8 protein-coding genes are annotated in these 17,967 nt (G+C 60.1%); 6 read left to right on the forward strand and 2 right to left on the reverse strand.

Annotated elements, in window-relative coordinates:
• Positions 1-77 precede the first annotated feature (77 nt).
• Complete coding sequence (locus tag E6C55_RS34275) at positions 78-6,233, forward strand: glycosyl hydrolase family 95 catalytic domain-containing protein (RefSeq protein WP_211093632.1); 6,156 nt, start codon at positions 78-80, stop codon at positions 6,231-6,233.
• 68 nt (positions 6,234-6,301) lie between these two features.
• Here E6C55_RS34275 and E6C55_RS22565 read toward each other — a convergent pair whose 3' ends face one another.
• Together E6C55_RS22565 and E6C55_RS22570 are read right to left on the reverse strand one after the other, a co-directional pair.
• A complete protein-coding gene (locus E6C55_RS22565; protein ID WP_136372079.1) occupies positions 6,302-7,876 on the reverse strand; it encodes a response regulator transcription factor in 1,575 nt (524 codons plus the stop codon).
• Positions 7,869-9,728, reverse strand: coding sequence for a sensor histidine kinase (locus tag E6C55_RS22570; RefSeq protein WP_136372080.1), 1,860 nt, complete (start codon positions 9,726-9,728; stop codon positions 7,869-7,871). The genes E6C55_RS22565 and E6C55_RS22570 overlap by 8 nt, the downstream gene beginning before the upstream one ends.
• Positions 9,729-9,915: 187 nt before the next feature.
• Here E6C55_RS22570 and E6C55_RS22575 point away from each other — a divergent pair, with 187 nt between their 5' ends.
• The 5 genes from E6C55_RS22575 to E6C55_RS22595 all read left to right on the forward strand — a co-directional run bounded on the left by E6C55_RS22575 (position 9,916) and on the right by E6C55_RS22595 (position 17,203).
• Positions 9,916-10,824 carry an ABC transporter permease subunit gene (locus tag E6C55_RS22575; protein ID WP_168735817.1) on the forward strand — a complete coding sequence of 303 codons (909 nt, stop codon included), beginning with the start codon at positions 9,916-9,918 and terminating at the stop codon, positions 10,822-10,824.
• A gap of 30 nt (positions 10,825-10,854) precedes the next feature.
• Positions 10,855-11,745 (forward strand): carbohydrate ABC transporter permease, encoded by an 891-nt coding sequence (locus E6C55_RS22580; RefSeq protein ID WP_136372082.1) that lies wholly within the window; start codon positions 10,855-10,857, stop codon positions 11,743-11,745.
• Between the two features lie 102 nt (positions 11,746-11,847).
• Positions 11,848-13,698, forward strand: coding sequence for an extracellular solute-binding protein (locus tag E6C55_RS22585; protein ID WP_136372083.1), 1,851 nt, complete (start codon positions 11,848-11,850; stop codon positions 13,696-13,698).
• Positions 13,698-16,100 carry a glycosyl hydrolase family 95 catalytic domain-containing protein gene (locus E6C55_RS22590; RefSeq protein ID WP_136372084.1) on the forward strand — a complete coding sequence of 801 codons (2,403 nt, stop codon included), beginning with the start codon at positions 13,698-13,700 and terminating at the stop codon, positions 16,098-16,100. The genes E6C55_RS22585 and E6C55_RS22590 overlap by 1 nt, the downstream gene beginning before the upstream one ends.
• The gene (locus E6C55_RS22595) at positions 16,097-17,203 is read left to right on the forward strand and encodes a glycoside hydrolase family 172 protein (protein ID WP_136372085.1); all 1,107 of its coding nucleotides are present in this window, start codon (positions 16,097-16,099) and stop codon (positions 17,201-17,203) included. Before E6C55_RS22590 ends, E6C55_RS22595 begins: the two co-directional genes overlap by 4 nt.
• Positions 17,204-17,967 lie beyond the last annotated feature (764 nt).

Consider the following 17,967-nt stretch of genomic DNA (forward strand, 5'->3'; position numbering starts at 1 on the left):
GCTCTTGCCGCCTTCGGGCGGTGCGCTCGTTCCGGGCTGGAAGTATTCATGAAGGATATTCATGAGGAGGGTAATCCATGTTTAGAAAGTCAGTAAGCTCGACGCTGGCGCTTACACTTGCGATCACGAATATTGGAATCGTGTCTGCGCTGGCGGATACCGGCGTTGGCAGCACCGGCGATCAGAAAGTTCCGCTTAAGACGTGGTATACGGAGGAGGCAACCAGTTGGGAATCGGAAGCGCTTCCGCTCGGCAACGGCTTCATGGGCGCGATGGTATTCGGAGGTGTCGACAAGGATCGGATTCTTGTCAATGAGAAGACATTGTGGTCGGGCGGTCCCGGCGCGAATGCCGAGTACGATGGCGGTCATAAGGATACGGCGGAGGAGAAGCACGACATTCTGCAGCAAGTGCGAACCCAGATCCAGGACGCAATGACGGCCTTCTCGCAAGGCACACAGGCCTACGTGGACAGCAATGGCAAGGTTGTCGCGCCGAGCTACAATGTGCCAAGCAGCTTGAACACGCTTATCAACGGCAATGGCTCGACGGGCGGTCTGATCGGAACGAAGACGAACTTCGGTTCGTATCAGGAGCTTGGCTCGATCTGGATGGAAGATTTGAATGCGGTTACGCCTTCCGTCGTTCGAGTGTATACGGACAAAGACAACACGAAGACTGCCGGCGAAACAGTCGCCAAGCTGTTCGACGGCGACATCAATACGAAGTTCTTCGCGGATGGCAATGCGAACAGCGCACCATATGTCATCGATTGGGACTACAACAAGCCAATCGCGACCAACTCATACTCGATCACGACGGGCAACGATTCGACGGGGCGCGATCCGAAGGACTGGACGCTGTCCGGCTCCACGGACGGTACGAACTTTACCGTGATCGACACAGTCACGAGCTTCTCGCTCGATGATCGCAAGGCAACCCAGATCTTCAGTCTCGATACGCCGGGAACGTATCAATATTTCAAACTGACTGTAAGCGCTTTAAGGAGTTCCGGTTCCGCTCTTCAGATGTCCGAAGTGAAAATCATTCAGGACGAGAGCGCATCTCCTGCGAAGCCGACGATCAGCGACTATACGCGCTCGCTTGATCTGGACAACGGCAAAGCAGAGGTGGAATATAAGCAGAACGATCTTGAGCTGAAGCGGGAATACTTCGTCAACTATCCCGACAACGTGCTGGCGATTCGTCTCACTGCCGCTGACACCGGCAAACTGAGCCGCTTCATCAGCGTTACAAGCGAACAGCAGCGCAAGACGGTAACGGCGAACGGAGATACGATCACGATGACAGGCTGGCCGAACGATCATAACAAGACGAATGCGGCAACCGACTTCGAAGGAACGCTGCACTTCGCCCAGCAGATCAAGGTTATCCCGACCGGAGGTACGATGAGCACGCAATCCGGCGGCATCAAGGTCGAGAACGCCGACTCTATCGTCATTCTGATGACGGCGGGGACGAATTATCAGCAATCGATGGATGATTCGTTCGATTACTTCACCGGCGTCGATCCGCTTATCGCCGTTCAAGAGCGGCTGGCCTCGGCTGCGGCGAAGGGCTTCGACACGCTGTACGACAGGCATATTGCGGATTATAAGAATCTGTTCGATCGCGTAAGTCTCAACCTGATGGGGGCAACGCTCCCGAGCAAGCCGACCGATGAATTATTGGCGGGCTACGCTCGCACGAATACGGTTCTCGAGGATCGGTACCTGGAGCAATTGTATTACCAGTTCGGGAGATACCTGCTTATCGCTTCATCGCGGGAAGGATCGCTTCCGGCCAATCTCCAAGGCATATGGGCGAACGGGACCTCTCCGCCATGGCAGTCGGATTATCATGCCAACATCAATCTGCAGATGAACTACTGGCTTGCCGAGCAGACGAATCTGTCCGAGACGCATATGCCGAATATCGAATACATCCAGAGTCTCGTCCCGCGGGGCACACTCAGTGCGCAGCACGGTTATGTAACTCCCGATGGCGATCCGGTTCGCGGATGGACGACCCATCATGAGAACAACATCTGGGGCAATACGGCACCTGCAACGAGCAGTGCGTTCTTCTCTCCGGAAGACGGCGCATGGTTGGCCCAGGACATCTGGGAGCACTACCAGTTCACAATGGACAAGGACTTCCTTGAGGAGAATTACGACCTGCTGCTGCAAGCGGCGCTGTTCTGGGTCGATACGCTCTGGACGGACACTCGGGACGGAACGCTGGTTGCGAATCCATCCTACTCGCCGGAGCATGGTCCTTATTCGCTTGGCGCCACAGAAGTGCAAAGCGTCGTGTGGGGCATCTTCGACGAGGTGATTCAAGCAAGCGACATCCTCGGCATGGACTCCTCCGAATTGGATGAGATCGTGACGGCGAAGTCGAAGCTGGCCGGACCGAAGATCGGGCTCGGCGGCCAGTTCATGGAATGGAAGGACGAGGTCGCCATGGACTTGACCGGCGACAACGGCCATCGGCATACGAACCATCTGTTCGCTCTTCATCCCGGCAATCAGGTCGTAGCGGGAAGAAGCGAGCAGGACGACAAGTACGTCGAAGCGATGAAGGTAACGCTGAATACGCGCGGCGATGGCGGCACGGGCTGGAGCAAGGCGTGGAAGATCAACTTCTGGGCGCGCTTGCGAGACGGGGATCGGGCGCAGAAGCTCGTCAAGGAGCTGCTCTACGAGTCGACGCTAAGCAATCTGTTCGACACGCATCCGCCGTTCCAGATCGACGGCAACTTCGGCGCAACCGCCGGGATGACGGAGATGCTGCTGCAGAGCCAGGGCGGCGCGGTTGAGCTTCTGCCTGCACTTCCTTCCAAGTGGAACACCGGCAGCGTATCCGGACTGAAGGCCAGAGGCAACGTCGAGGTCGACATGGCTTGGGAGCAATCCAGCCTCAAGTCGGCGAAGCTGAAGACGAACGTCGACGGCGAAGTGACGGTCAAGGGCACGAATATCGGTACGGCGACGATTACGGGGGCTCATGCTTCCGATGTAACAGTCGTTGACGCCAATACGATTATCATCGACGGGACTGCAGGAGCGACATATTCGTTCAGCAATATCCAAGAAGCCGTCGTCACCCATGACGCTTATGCGAAGATCGCGGGCGTCGACGCCGACGAACTTTACGGCAACATCACGAAGAGCGCTACGGCGCTGCAGGAAGCTTCGGCAACGGATTATGCGCGGTTCCGCAACGTACAATTCGGCGAAGACGGAGCGAATAAAGTCAGGCTTGAAGTCGCTTCCGCCCAGACCACGATTGAGGAGCTTGGCCGTATTGAGCTTCGGCTCGACAGCCCGAGCGGGCCGACGGTCGCCAGCGTGCTTGCGGACAACACGGGGGATACGAGCCAATATCGAACGCTTACGGCCGACCTGGCGTCAACCGTAACCGGAACGCACGATGTATACATCTCCTTCACGAAGCCGAGCAATCTTCGCTCCTTGCAATTCGTGCAAGGAACGAGTGAGGACAGCGTTGCTTCCGTCCTACTGACGGGGCCGACAATCGTCTCGTTGCCGCAGGATGCCGGCACGCAAGTGAAGTATGCGGCGTCTGTCGTCTTCACGGACGGCGCGGTTCAGACGGACAGCAACGACGTAAGATGGAGCCTTGAGGGCGTCTATTCCGGCGTCAAGCTGGGGATGGACGGTACGCTGGACGTCAGCGCGAACGTCGCCACGCAGACGCTTGAAGTTGTCGCGACCTCAATGAGCAACCCGGCTGCAAACGGCAAGCTGTCCGTTCAACTCGTCGCCGGCGCCATCAGCGATGTGAAGCTAATGGGAATCAACAACAGCGCCAAGTCGGGAGGCACGAACAACGGAGCGCTTGTCATCGGCTCCACTTGGGTTGAATATACGGGGGACAACGGCTGGTTGAAGTTCAGCAACGTTGACCTGAAGAACGGCCTGTCGTATGCATGGCTCGGCTATGCAACACCGAATACGAAGACGAGGCAATTCCAGGTGCGCGTCGCCGAGCCGGGCGTCGGCACGGTGGACACCGCGACGCCGATCGCCGTGTTCGACGACAGCAATTCGACGGGAAGCTGGACGACTCTGAAGGAGATTGCAGCTTCGAGCATCGAAGACGTAAGCGGAGTCAAGGACGTTTATCTGTACTGGCCTCAGGGCGATATCAATATCGCGCATGTAAGGCTGGGCGTGCTGGCCGCGAATACAGGCACTGCCGCTTATCATAACGTCTCGTTCGAGGCGGCAGAAGGCATTTCGATCGTAGTGACCGACGCGGACGGCTATGCTTATGCGCCGGAAGCGGATGGCCGGACCTTCCGATTGCCGGAAGGACGCGACTATGCGTACTCTGCGACTCGCGACGGGTACATTCCGAAGAGCGGTGCATTCTCGGCCGTGGAGGGCGGAACGATTGTCGTCGAGCTGGAGATGGATACGGTTGCGCCAACCTGGCCGGAGGAGAGTGTTCTGGAAGCAACCGATATCGGTCAGGATCATGCGACCTTGAGCTGGTCGCAAGCCGAGGATAACGTCGGTGTGACCGGCTATCGGATCTTGAAGGACGGACAGGTTATCGACTCCGTAGCCTCAGGCGTCTATACCTACGAAGCGACCGGGCTTGCGGCGGCTACGACCTATACATTCAAAGTCGAAGCCGGGGACGCGCTCGGCAACTGGAGCACGGACGGTCCTTCCCGCGAGGCAACGACGCTTCCGGACGATACGGTTCCTGTCGATCTCGAAGCTCCGACCTGGCCGGCGAGCAGTTCATTGATCGCATCGAACATTGGCTATACCGGGCTCACATTGACCTGGACGGCGGCGGCGGACAATGTTGCGGTTACCGATTATCGCATCTACCGGGGCGCCGATCTGATCGGCTCGGTGGAAGGCGGCGTGCTCAGCTTCAACATCACGGGGCTGGCAGCAGGTGCGGGCTATACGTTCAAGATCGAAGCCGGAGATGCGGCGGGCAACTGGAGTACGAATGGTCCGACGCAATCGGCGACGACCAACGTTTATAGCTCGAACCCGGACAGCAGCAGCAATTCCGGTACCGGAAGCGGCACCGCAACCACGCCGATCGCAATCGGACCGGGAACGATCTCCTTGCCTGCAGCGAAGCCGGACGCATCCGGCGTATCCGGGGTTATCGTTGATGCAGATACGTTAGCTAAAGCGGTGAAGGATGCCGATCGCGTATCCATTCGGATGACAGAGGCGGAAGGAGCAACATCGTACTCCGTCACTTGGCCGGCGGTTGCCGGAACTGCTGTCAAGACCGTGGCGATCGTTACGCCTCTTGGCACGGTAAGTTTGCCGGCTGATGCGATTCGAGCGGCAACTGGCAATGCGGAGGATCAAATAACGCTTATAATCGAAGAGGCGGTTCGTGACGGGGCTCCCTCAACCGTCGGACAGCGACCGGTCGTCGAGATCATCCTGAAGGTGAACGGCGTGGCCCTTCCATGGAGCAATCCCGAAACGCCGCTTACCATCTCCATCCCGTATACACCGACGGCGCAGGAAGCGGCGGAAGCCGACCATCTCGTCGCCTTGTATATCGACGGAGCAGGGCAAGCGACCTCGATTCCGACCAGCCGTTACGACGAAGAAGCAGGCGCAGTCGTCTTCAAGACAACGCACCTGAGCAAGTATGCCGTCGCTTTCGTCAAGAAGACGTTCGGCGATATCGCGAAGTATGAATGGGCGAAGAAAGCAATCGAGACGCTCGCCTCGAAGGGGGTTGTGAACGGAACGTCGGCAACGACCTTCACACCTGGCGCGGCCGTCCAGAGAGCGGACTTCATCGTCCTCCTTGTCGGCGCTCTCGGTCTGGATGCCACCGTCGACGACAACTTCTCGGATGTCGATTCCGGCGCTTACTACGCTCACGCGCTTGCCGTCGCCAAGAAGCTTGGCATCGCGAACGGAACGGGCGACGGCAAGTTCAATCCGAACTCGCCGATTACCCGGCAGGAGCTGATGGTGCTGATCGATCGTGCGCTTGCCGCGGCGAATCGCGAGCTTCCTGCAGGCGATCCGTCCGACCTGGCAGGCTTCACGGACCAAGCGAAGGTGGCCGAATTCGCAAGAGCGAGCATCGCCGCTCTCGTGAAGAGCGGGCTCGTCGCCGGCAACGGATCGGAGATCCGTCCGCAAGGTCAGGCGACAAGGGCCGAGACGGCCGTGCTTATTTACCGGATTTACACGCTCTCTTAAATAGAAATAAAGAAGGTGCCGTTCCCGGAGAGGGGACGGTACCTTCTTTATGATGTAAGCTCCGCAAGTTATCCGTATTCCGACGGATAGCTTCCCGTAATCTTCTTGAAGATCTTGTAGAAGTAATCCGGATTGGAATAGCCGACTTTGATCGCCACCTCTTTGGCCTTTAACGGGCTTGACTGCAGCAGCTCTATTGCTTTGGCGATACGGTACTCGTTCAGGTAGGTGCTGAATAGCTTGCCGGTCTCCTTCTTGAATTGTTGGCCCAAGTAGGCCGCGTTAATGTGAAAAACCGACGATAAGTGCTGCAGCGACAGTTCGGCGGCATAGTGGGCATTGACGTAGGCAAGCACCTCGTCGATGCGCGAGTCGCGCGCCGCCGACTGGGCGAGCAGATCGTCGGCCGCTTCGGCAATTGCGTCTGCGATGTCGCCGAGCGTGCGGCGGCCCAGCACGCCGGCGAGGAAGCCGTTGCGTCCGAGCGGGCTGGCCGCCGCGCTGCGGGGCGACAGGTTCGTCGCGTGAACGATGCGATACAGCAGCTCGACCGTCACATTGTGTACGAGGCCGGGGGTGGTGCCCTCCTGCCCGTCGAGCTTGGCGAACACCGCGCGGATATGCCGCGCGACGACATCGCGATCCCCGGCGAGCAGCGCCTGCTGCAGCTCGTCGAAGTCGATCTGCAGCGGGTTGCCGGGACCGACCTGCTGCGCCTTCGCTTCGCGCGACGTGAGCACGCCCCGATCTGCCAGAACAAGCGAGTAGTCGGCCAGATCCTTCGCCTCGCGGTAGCTTGCGGCCAATGCGAACTTGTTCTCCACCGGCGGTCCGAGCGAGACGAACACCTCCTGCTTCAAGTATTGGACGCAGTGGGAAGCAAGCTCGTGCAGCAGCCGGACAACCGACTTCTCGTCCGCGAGCGCTCCGGCGAGCAGCAGGACGATGTCCTCGTCGTTGTCGTCGACGGCGTAGCCGCCGATGCCTTCGCCGGTCGCGGCGGCGGCCAGCACGTCGTTGCAGATATTGCGGATGGCGAAGGCGATAAGCTGCGGATCGCTGCGGTCGCCGCCGGTCAGATTGTCCTTCACCCGCCGAATGATCGCAACCGCGCAGGCGGGGCCGTCCAGCCCGATCCGCAGAAAGGCGCTTTTCTCAGCGAACTCGTGAATGCCGATCGTGCCCGTCGCCATCCGCAGCAGCACATTGTCACGGAGCACGTCGATCGCCTCGCGCACGTATACCTGCTGAACCGCCTGGCGCCGCGCCTGCTCGAGCTTCCCGGCGGCGTTGACGAGCGTCGAGGACAGCTCCTCCTTGTTGACCGGCTTGATGAGGTAGTTCTCGATGCCGAGCGTGGCTGCCTTGCGCACGAGCTCGAAGTCGTTGTAGCCGCTCAGAATGACGAACTTCATGCCGGGGCGCCGCTCCCGGACCCGCTCGATCAGCTCCAGTCCGGACAGGCCCGGCATACGAATGTCGGTGACGAGCAGATCAACGGCTCCCCGCTCGATCAGATCGAGCGCTTCGGCGGCGCTCTCCGCCATGCCGGCGAGCTCGAAGCCGTGCTCCTCCCAATCGACAATATAACGCAGTCCCTCCAGAATAAGCGGTTCGTCGTCCACCAACAGTGCGTTAAACATGGTCCATCTCCTCCAGTCGCCGCGCGGGCCATCGAATTCGAACCGTCGTGCCGGCTTCGCCGCTGTCTACCTCCAGCCCATATCGCTCCCCGAATTGCAGCTTCAAGCGCTCGTGCACGTTCAGCAGCCCGATGCCGGAATGCCCTGCACGATCGGACGAAGCCGGCTCTGCCGCGCCTTCATCGTCCGCCGGCTCCGGAGTTCCCGCCAATCGGGCCCGAAGGCGTGCCAGCTCTTCCGGCTTGATGCCGCTGCCGTTGTCCGTTATCTCGATGACGGCGTCGTCGCCGCGCCGCCTCCCCGTAATGCGAATCGTATTTTTCCCCTGCTTGAAGTTAACGCCGTGCTGCACGCTGTTCTCGACGATCGGCTGCAGCGTCAGCTTGCCGATCGCCATCGGCTCCAGCTCGGGATCGACGTCGATCTCGATCCGCAGCTTGTCCGGGTAACGCAACGTGAACAGCTGCAGGTACAGCTCGCAATAGGAGATCTCTTCGCGAACGCTTACCCACGGCTGCTGCTTCAGGCTGGTGCGGAGCAGGAAGGACAGGATATAGATCATCTCGCCTACATCCTCGTTGCCTTCGCGCACCGCCTTCATTCGGATCGCTTCGAGCGTGTTCGACAGGAAGTGCGGGTTGATCTGCGCCTGCAACGCCGCGAGCGCCGCATTCTTGTAGCGGATGTCGGCGATGTACACCTCGTTGACGTAATCCGTCAGCTTGTCCTGCAGCACGTTGAAGCGGAAGGCGAGCTGGCCGATCTCGTCGTCCGACACCTCGAGCCGCGTTCGCTGGGTCAGGAAGCCTTCGGGCGGGTGGGCGATCGCCCGGATGATCCGCCTGACCTTCTGGGTGAACACGCTCATGGCTGCGCCGTTCAGCGCGATTGTCAATCCGGCGCAGGCAAGCCCGAGCAGGAACAAATACCGCTTCAGCTCGTTCACCTCGCGGAACATCTCCGCCTTCTCGATGAGGCCGACGACATAGACGCCGTCGCCTGTCGGAAGCACATTGACGATGCGCGAGCCGACCGTCGTCGACACGGTGCCGGCGGAGCCGTCTCCCGATCCGGCGTCCGTGATCCGCTGTCGAAGCGGCTCGTCAACCGGAGCGTAGACGCCCTTGGAATCGTAGATCGGCTGGCCGTCGGCGCTTACGATCAGAATGTTGCCTTTGACCCGGTTTTTGTACGGCAAATACGCGTTCTCGATCGAAGCCGCATCGAAGTTGACGAGCAGCACGCCGGTATTGGCGGTAATGTCCTGCGACTTCAGATTGGAGCCGATCGTATAGATCCACCGCTGCTCGCCCGGCGTCAGATTGTCGACGTAGGCCGGCGTCAGCCGCAGGCCGTACAGCTCGTTGTTGAAGTCCTTGAACCAGTCGAGCGTCTTGAAGTATTTCTCGTCCCGGATGCGCCACAGATTGGTCGAGATCAGGAATGCTTCGTCATTGAGCTTGGAATAGATGGCGATATTGGTAATGTCCTTGTCGCGGGTAAAGTTCGAATTCAGGTACGTCTCCAGCTTGACCCGGTTGGTCCGATATTCGTAGCTCTCCGTATCCGGCTGCTCCATCAGTGCGAAGATATACCCGTACGACGCGGGATCGTAATAGATCTGCTCGATCATCTGGCGGACGACGTCAAGCTTCTGCTCGTAATACTTGCTTACGCTTTCGAGAATTTGCGTGTTGAAGCTAAGCTCCTTCTCCGAATTCTGGTCGGCGACGCTGCGTGTGATGAGGGTGACCAGTATCGCCATCATAAGCAGAACAATCGCCGTATTGAGCAGCAGCAGGCGGGCGAAGAAGCGGGATTTGATGTATTTGACATAGCCTTTTCTCAGCATGCGGACGCGCACCTCCCCCGTTGCTTCTCAGTATAGTCAACGCGCGCGAGGTCGAACAGACCCGAATCGGCCGACAGGCCAAAGTCCTATAATTTGAACCGTAAAAGTAAAATTCGTTCCGTTGTCGACTGCAACCGTTTCCTTATACGATTAAGACGCAACGATTTACGGAATGGAGAGAAGCGACATGACGACAACACGCACCAGAACGGACGGATGGCTTCTATGGCTCATGACGCTGCCGTTTTTCCTGCTTGTCATTCTGTTTAATTACGTCCCGCTCGCCGGGTGGTCGATGGCCTTCGTGAGGTACATTCCGGGCCTGTCGATCTTCAAGAGCGAATATGTCGGCTTCGACTACTTCCAGCAGCTGTTCGGCACGGGCGGCGAGCTGCCGAAGGCGATTACGAACACGCTTGCGCTCGGCTTCCTCGGCATTCTGGCTTCGCCGCTGTCGATGATTCTGGCGATCCTGATTACCGAAGTCGGACAACGGCGGCTGCGCAAATTCATTCAGGTGGCGCTCTCGCTGCCGAACTTCATCTCGTTCATCATCGTGTACGCGATCTTCTTCACCTTCTTCTCGGTCGACGGGGGGCTCGTCAACGCGCTGCTGTTGAAGCTGCATCTTATATCGGAGCCGACGAACCTGCTGGGGAACGAGAGCGCCACGTGGCTGTTCCAGACCTTCGTTGTTGTGTGGAAAACAATCGGCTGGTCGGCGATCATCTACATCGGGGCAATCACCTCGATCGATCTCGAACTGTACGATGCAGCGAGCGTAGACGGGGCCGGACGGTTCAAGAAGGCTCTTCATGTCACGATTCCCGGTCTCATGCCCACCTTTACCGTGCTGCTGCTGTTGTCGGTCGGCAATCTGCTCGGCTCGAACTTCGAGCAGATCTTTGTTTTCCACAATGCGCTTAATCATGATCGTATCGTTACGCTGGACTATTATTCGTACCAGGCCGGCCTCGTCAACTTCGACTTCTCGCTCGGCACCGCGATCGGCGTGTTCAAGAGCGTCACGAGCCTCGTTATTCTGTTCGCGGCGAACGGTGTCATCAAGCGCATCTCGGGCAACTCGATCATCTAAACCTCATACCGGGAAGGAGGCGCAGCCCGCATGGTCAGCCGCCAAGCACTATCCAGCCGCCTGTTCGGCACCTTCAACATCCTGCTTCTGCTGCTGCTCGTCGTGCTCTGCATTTATCCGTTCTACTATATCTTTATCTATTCGGTCAGCGTGCCCGACCAGGTGTCCCATCGCCAGATCTACCTGTGGCCGAGCGGGTTTACGCTCATCAATTACAGGCAGATCTTCGGGCTCGATGAGCTTGCCCGGGCGGCCTTCATCAGCGCAGCCCGCACCATCGCGGGCACGGCCGTCACCGTCTTCTGCACGTCGATGTATGCCTACGCGCTGACGAAGCCGCAGCTTCGGTTCCGCAAGACGATGTACCGGATTACGCTCGCGACGATGTACGTCAGCGCCGGCATCATTCCGTGGTACATCACGATGAAGGCGTACGGGCTGAAGGACAACTTCCTGCTGTATGTGCTGCCGACTGCAATCATCGCCTTCTATCTGGTGCTCATCAAGACGTACTTCGAGCAGCTTCCGGCTGCGATGGAGGAGTCGGCGATGATCGACGGGGCGAACGTCATGACGATTTTCCTGCGCATCGTGCTGCCGCTCAGTCTGCCGGTGCTTGCGGTCGCGGCGATCTTCTCCGCGGTCAACCAGTGGAACACATGGACGGACAACTTCTTCCTTGCGCCGAACCTGCCGACGATGCAACTCGTGCTGCTTAACTTCCTGACCGACCAGACGTCGAACCTGATGGCGCTGAAGACGAATATGGCGACGGTCAGCTCGTCCGACATTCAGCAGGTGACGCCGACATCCATCCGCATGACGATCACGATGATCGCGACGCTTCCTATTGTTTTTGTCTATCCGTTCTTCCAGCGCTACTTTATCTCCGGAATCATGATCGGCGCCGTCAAGGGCTGATCGTTCCGGACCCGGCAATCGGTGTCCCATCCGGCGACGGATCGCACATATAGCATTCGCATCATCCGCAATTCATCCATTCGATGCAGAGGGGATAACGACATGGACAACATCAGACAGCTTGACAGCATTAGCCAGCCTGGAAACATCATCCAGCCCGGCAACAAGAGACAGCGCAAAATCAAAGCATCGGTCAGCCTGCTGACGGCGGCTGCGATGCTGACGCTCGCCGGCTGCGGCGGCAACGGCAACGGCGCGGCTTCGCCGTCGGCATCGGGAGGCGCTTCTTCGCCTGCGGCTTCCGGGGCCGAAGCCTCCGCTTCGGCTTCGCCGAGCGAGACGCCGAGCGGCCCGCCGGTCGAGATCACGATGTCGGCTCCGGCGTTCGAGAAGAGCTTCCCGGCCGGCTTCCAGGACGACCCGGTCATGAAGGAGATCGAGAAGCGGCTCAATATCAAGGTGAACATCACTCCGGGCAACGCCGTTGGCGATATCAGCGCCAAGTTCGCAGCCCAGCTCGCAAGCGGCGACCTGCCGGACATCGCGTTCGTGCCGACGCCGGATCTGCTGCCGAAGGTCGTCTCCGCCGGCGCGGCGCTGACGCTCGACGACCTGCTGGACGAATTCGCGCCGGACATCGTAAGCAATACGCCGCAGCGGATCGACTATTCCCGCAAGTTCCTGAGCAAGGATGTGAACGGCAGCACCGACAACAAGGTTCGCTTCATCAATCTGGTCGGCGACTATGCGGACGATCCGCTGCAGGCGCAGGTGGCTCCGTATCTCCGCTACGACCTGTGGAAGCAGCTCGGCTACCCGAAGCTCGAATCGCTCGACGATTACTTGAACGTGCTGGCCCAGATGCAGCAGTTGGAGCCGAAGAACGCGAACGGCGAGAAGAACTACGGCGTCTCCGCTTGGTTCGGCGATTCGCCCGGCTGGGCGCAATGGTCGCTTGACGTGCCGTTCTCGATGTTCAAGGGCGTCTCCAACAACATGATCTACGATCTCGATATGGTCACTTACGAGGTCATGCCGCGTCTGACCGACCCGAATTCGACGTTCTTCGAAGGGGTTGAATTCTACCGCAAGGCGAACAAGATGGGGCTGCTCGATCCCGACGCCTTCACGATGAAGTTCGCGGACTTCCTGAACAAGGTGTCGGCGAACCGTATCTTCCTCGGCTGGTCGCCTTGGTCGGTCGATAACGGCAACGTCGAGTTCACGAAGGAAGGCCAGACAGACAAGGGCTACTTCCAGATGCCCGCGCCGAACGATCTCGATCAATACATGCTGTCGTTCGACCAGCCGCAGGGCGGCTCCACGTTCTTCATTCCGAAGAACTCGAAGCATCCGAAGGAGGCGCTGGAGCTGCTGAACTTCCTCATCTCCTACGAGGGCGCCGAGCTTATCTTCAACGGCGTCAAGGGCGAGACATGGGACGAGGTCGACGGCCAGCCGCAGCTCAAGGCGGAGACGATCGAAGGGCTGAAGAGCGATCCGGACTACAGGCTGAAGACGGGCGTGTACAAGTATCACAATATCTCCGGCCGCGGCTTGTCGGCGGTCGATCCGAAGTATGACACTCCGGTCTACTTCAGCTACTTGCCGGATGTCGTCAAGGAGCGTCTGACTCCGCTGCAGAAGGAAGGGGCCGAGCACTTCGGCGTCGAGCTGCCGGGCGATCTGTATACGAAGCAGAAGAAGTACACGTCGTACGACACGTCGATCGTCGCCAGCCTCCCGGCGATGCCGAACGACCTGACCGCAACGCTGACGAAGATTACGACTTACGTCCAGACGAATCAGATCAAGCTTATCATCAACAAGGACGACGCCGAGTATGAAGCCGCGAAGGCGAAGTTCATCAAGGATGTGCAGGATCTCGGCGCCGACAAGCTGCTCGACTGGTACAAGACGGAGATCGGCGCAATCGTAGCCGAACGCGGATAATGCGGAACAGGCTGATCTTGAATTACCCGGCCTCTATCTGGTCGGCACGCTGGAAGGACGCGCTGCCGGCCGGCAACGGCTCGATCGGCGCGGCCGTCTACGGCGGCTGCTGCGAGGAGACCGTCATGCTGACGCACGAGAATCTGTGGTGGCAGGGAACGGACGACCCGGTGCCCGACGTCAGCGGCAGGCTGCCCGAGGTGCGGCGTCTGCTGGCGGAGCGGCGGGCGCCGGAAGCAGACAAGGTGCTGGCGGACGCTCTTAAGGAGCGGGGCTACAACCCGCGCGTCGCCTGTCCGCTGCCGCTCGGCGACCTGAAGTGGATCGTGCGGGCGGAGCGCGCATTCGCCGACTACAGCCGCACGCTCGATATGGAGACGGGGCTGGTGACGGTTGCCTGGGCGGATGGCGATACGCGGCTGAAGCGGGAGCTGTTCGTCTCGCGGGCGGACGACGCCGTCGTCTGTCGGCTGACGGCGGACGGTCCGCTGCGGCTTGGCGGAGTTGTCTGGCTCGACCTGCACGATATCGCCGACGCACGGATGCCGTTCGGCGGCGTGTCGGCGCTGCCGACGGACGCGGAGAGCTTCGGCGAAGGCGCGTTCGTCTACTACGCCGCGCGCAAGGACGACGGCACCGACTTCGGCGCGGTCGCTCTGGTTAGGGCGGAGGGCGGCGAGCTGTCGCCGCGCGAGAAGGGGCTCGCCTACGAGGGCGCTGCCTCGATCCAAGTCGTTGCGAAGGTGTTCTACGACGGCGATCGGAGTGAAGCGTGGCCGCGGCTTGCGGCCGAGCTTGCCGACGAAGCGTCGGCGCAGCTTGGGTTCTCGGCGCTGCTGGAGAGGCACGCCGCGCTGCATGCGCCGATCTTCAACCGCATGACGCTCGACCTTCATGCGGACGAAGCGGAGCGCAGCCTGTCCAACGAAGAGCTGCTGCTGCGCGCCTACAAGGGGCAGGCGCCTGTCGCCATGCTCGAGAAGATGTGGGCGTACGGCCGCTATCTGCTGGTCTCCAGCTCGCGCGAGGGCGGCAATCCGTCGCCGCTGATGGGGCTGTGGAGCGGCGAGTACACCGGGTTCTGGGCGTTCAACATGATCAACGAGAACCTGCAGATGAATTACTGGCAGGCGCTGTCCGGCAACATGCCGGAGACGCTGCTCGCCGTGTTCGACTACTTCGAGCGGCTGCTGGACGACTTCCGCGAGAACGCCGCCAGGCTGTACGGATGCCGCGGCATCTACATTCCGGCTCCGACATCGCCGCAGAGCGGCCGGATCGGCATTATTTACCCCCATATCATCCACTGGACGGGCGGGGCGGGCTGGATCGCGCAGCATTATTACGATTATTACTTGCATACGGGCGATATCAGCTTCCTGCGCGAACGGGCGCTGCCCTTCCTCATGGAGACGGCGACGTTCTATCGGGACTTCTTCACGATCGGAGAGGACGGCTTCTATGTCAGCTCGCCTTCGAATTCGCCGGAGAACACGCCGGGCAATTACTGGTCGAAGCTCGCCACCGGCTGCGAGGAGACAACGATGGAGACGACGATCAATGCGACGATGGACTTCGCCATCGCGAAGGAGGTCCTCACGCATCTGGCGGAGGGCATGCGCATCGCGGGAGGATACGACGAAGCCGAGATCGCCGGCTGGGAGGCGATGCTCGCCCGCATTCCGCCGTACCAGATCAATGCGGACGGGGCCGTGCGCGAGTGGATGCACCCCGACTTCGACGACAACTACGAGCACCGGCATCAGTCGCATGTCTACCCGCTGTTCCCCGGCACGGAGGTGACGAAGGAGCGCGAGCCGGCGCTGTTCGAGGCGTTCGTGACGGCGATCCGCAAGCGGCTCGTCATCGGGCTCAAGCAGCAGTCCGGCTGGTCGCTCGCCCACATGGCGAACAGCTACGCCCGAACGGGCGAAGGCGATCTGGCGCTCGAGAGCCTCGATATTCTTGCCCGCTCGTGCGTGCTGAGCAACTTCTTCACCGTGCACAACGACTGGCGCGGCATGGGCATCGGCGTCGATCTGGAATGGGCGCCGTTCCAGATCGATGCGAACATGGGCTGGACGGCGGCGCTGCAGGAGATGCTGCTGTTCGGCGTGCCGGGCCGGCTGTCGCTGCTGCCCGCACTGCCGACGCGGCTGTCGCGCGGAGCGGCCGGACCGCTGCTGGCGCGCGGCGCCATCGAGGCGAGCCTCGAATGGGACGCGGAGGCGGGGCGGCTTCGTGCGAAGTTGACGGCGAAGGCGGCGGACGCGGACGTTGCGGTAACGGTGCCGGCCCGCTTCGTTCCGGCGGGAGCGCCGACGGAGTACCGGATAACGCTGCAGCGCGGACAGCCGATAACGCTTGCTTTTACAGCTTCGGAAGGAGTGTTGGCGGAATGAACGGGTTCAACGGATTGGGGATGCACCCCGGCAATCTGTGGCGGCTGTCGGACGCCCGGACGCGCAGCATCAGCGCGGAGAATCCGACGGGAGAGAAGGGCGGCGGGGCGAGGAGCGAAGCGCACCCGAACAGCCCGGCGAGAGAGCTTGGGAAGGGGTGGAAGTGCAGTCCGTGCGTCATGGCGGAGCCCGGGACGACGCTGACGATCGCGGACATCGAGGGGCCGGGCGCGATCCAGAGCATGTGGTTCGCCGGCTATGTCGGGCGCGACTTCATTCTTCGCATCTATTGGGACGACCAAGAGACGCCGTCGGTGGAGACGCCGCTGCCGGACTTCTTCGGCCTGCCGTGGGTGACGGGCGACATGTTCGCGACGAAGGGGCCGTACGTGCATCTGAATTCGCTTATGGTCGCGGTCAATCCGAACAAGGCGCTCAACTGCTTCTGGGAGATGCCGTTCCGCGGACGCTGCCGGATCACGATCGAGAACCGGATGCCCGTCGGGAGCGCGTCGCAGATGTGTTTTTACCAGATCAACTACACCTTGACCGACGTGCCGGACGACGCGGCGTACTTCCACGCGCAATACCGCCGTACGAATCCGGTTCCCTGCAAGGTGCCGTATACGATACTCGACGGCGTGCGCGGCCGGGGCCAGTACGTCGGCACGTCGATGGGCTGGGGAATCAATAACAGCGGCTGGTGGGGCGAAGGCGAGATCAAATTCTACCTCGACGGCGACGGCGAATACCCGACCATCTGCGGGACCGGCACCGAGGACTACTTCGGCGGCGCCTTCAACTGGGAGGTGGACGGCAGCTACCGCGAGTATTCGACCGCGTATGCGGGCATGCACCAGGTGCTGCGGCCGGACGGGCTGTACCAGTCGCAGCACCGCCATGCGATGTACCGCTGGCACGTCGTCGATCCGATCCGCTTCGAGTCGGATCTGACGGTGACGATTCAGGCGCTCGGCTGGCGGGGCGAGGGGCGGTACTACCCCGGGCAGCACGACATCTGCTCGGTGGCGTACTGGTATCAGACGCTGCCCGCCGCGCCGTTCCCGCCGCTGCCCGGGCGAGACGAGCTTGAAGTCGTGTAGCGCGGGCACGGAGACGGCGGGCGGACGGGCGCGGAAGGAATTCAAGGAATTCGTTCGAGAACGGAGGAATTCCTTCCGCCGGCCGTTCCGCGAGGCTGGCCGGGGACGGGGTCCGGCGAATGGAGCTCTTGCATAGCTCGCCAACGGCTGCAGCAAGTCGGGGCAAGGATCGGGCGCATGGATCGGCTAAAGAAAAGCGACGATTTTACCCTAATGAGAAAGCGCTTACAAAGTTAGGGGGACATCCATTAAAAAGAGTTATTTAAAGTTGAACCGGGGAACGCAACGAGCTCACTCGTTTCGATGCTCCACGCAATGTGGACGCGTTTTGGAAGTGGGCTGCGAAATAAAGTCGAAAATTCATGCTTATTCGCTCGTTTTGGACGCGGGTCGCGGAATGAAGTCGAAAATTCATGCTTATTCGCTCGTTTTGGGACGCGGGCCGCGAAATGAAGTCGAAAATTCATGCTTATTCGCTCGTTTTGGACGCAGGCTGCGAAATAAAGTCGAAAATTCATGCTTATTCGCTCGTTTTGGACGCGAGCTGCGAAATAAAGTCGAAAATTCATGCTTATTCGCTCGTTTTGGACGCGGGGGCTGCGAAATGAAGTCGAAAATTCATGCTTATTCGCTCGTTTTGGGACGCGGGCCGCGAAATGAAGTCGAAAATTCATGCTTATTCGCTCGATCTGGCCGGCGGGTCTGGAGCTTCCGGTCTGCCATAGAGCTTTCGGTCCGCAGTTGTATACGGTTTTAACTTGCAG

This window comes from Cohnella fermenti, from assembly GCF_004801405.1.
GTDB classification, from domain to species: domain Bacteria; phylum Bacillota; class Bacilli; order Paenibacillales; family Paenibacillaceae; genus Cohnella; species Cohnella fermenti.

Bases quoted from the DNA above. Each gene is read 5' to 3' on its own strand.
- E6C55_RS34275 (WP_211093632.1), top strand. From the start codon at position 78: ATGTTTAGAAAGTCAGTAAGCTCGACGCTGGCGCTTACACTTGCGATC.
- E6C55_RS22590 (WP_136372084.1), top strand. From the start codon at position 13,698: ATGCGGAACAGGCTGATCTTGAATTACCCGGCCTCTATCTGGTCGGCA.
- E6C55_RS22565 (WP_136372079.1), bottom strand. From the start codon at position 7,876: ATGTTTAACGCACTGTTGGTGGACGACGAACCGCTTATTCTGGAGGGA.
- E6C55_RS22595 (WP_136372085.1), top strand. From the start codon at position 16,097: ATGAACGGGTTCAACGGATTGGGGATGCACCCCGGCAATCTGTGGCGG.
- E6C55_RS22575 (WP_168735817.1), top strand. From the start codon at position 9,916: ATGACGACAACACGCACCAGAACGGACGGATGGCTTCTATGGCTCATG.
- E6C55_RS22570 (WP_136372080.1), bottom strand. From the start codon at position 9,728: ATGCTGAGAAAAGGCTATGTCAAATACATCAAATCCCGCTTCTTCGCC.
- E6C55_RS22580 (WP_136372082.1), top strand. From the start codon at position 10,855: ATGGTCAGCCGCCAAGCACTATCCAGCCGCCTGTTCGGCACCTTCAAC.
- E6C55_RS22585 (WP_136372083.1), top strand. From the start codon at position 11,848: ATGGACAACATCAGACAGCTTGACAGCATTAGCCAGCCTGGAAACATC.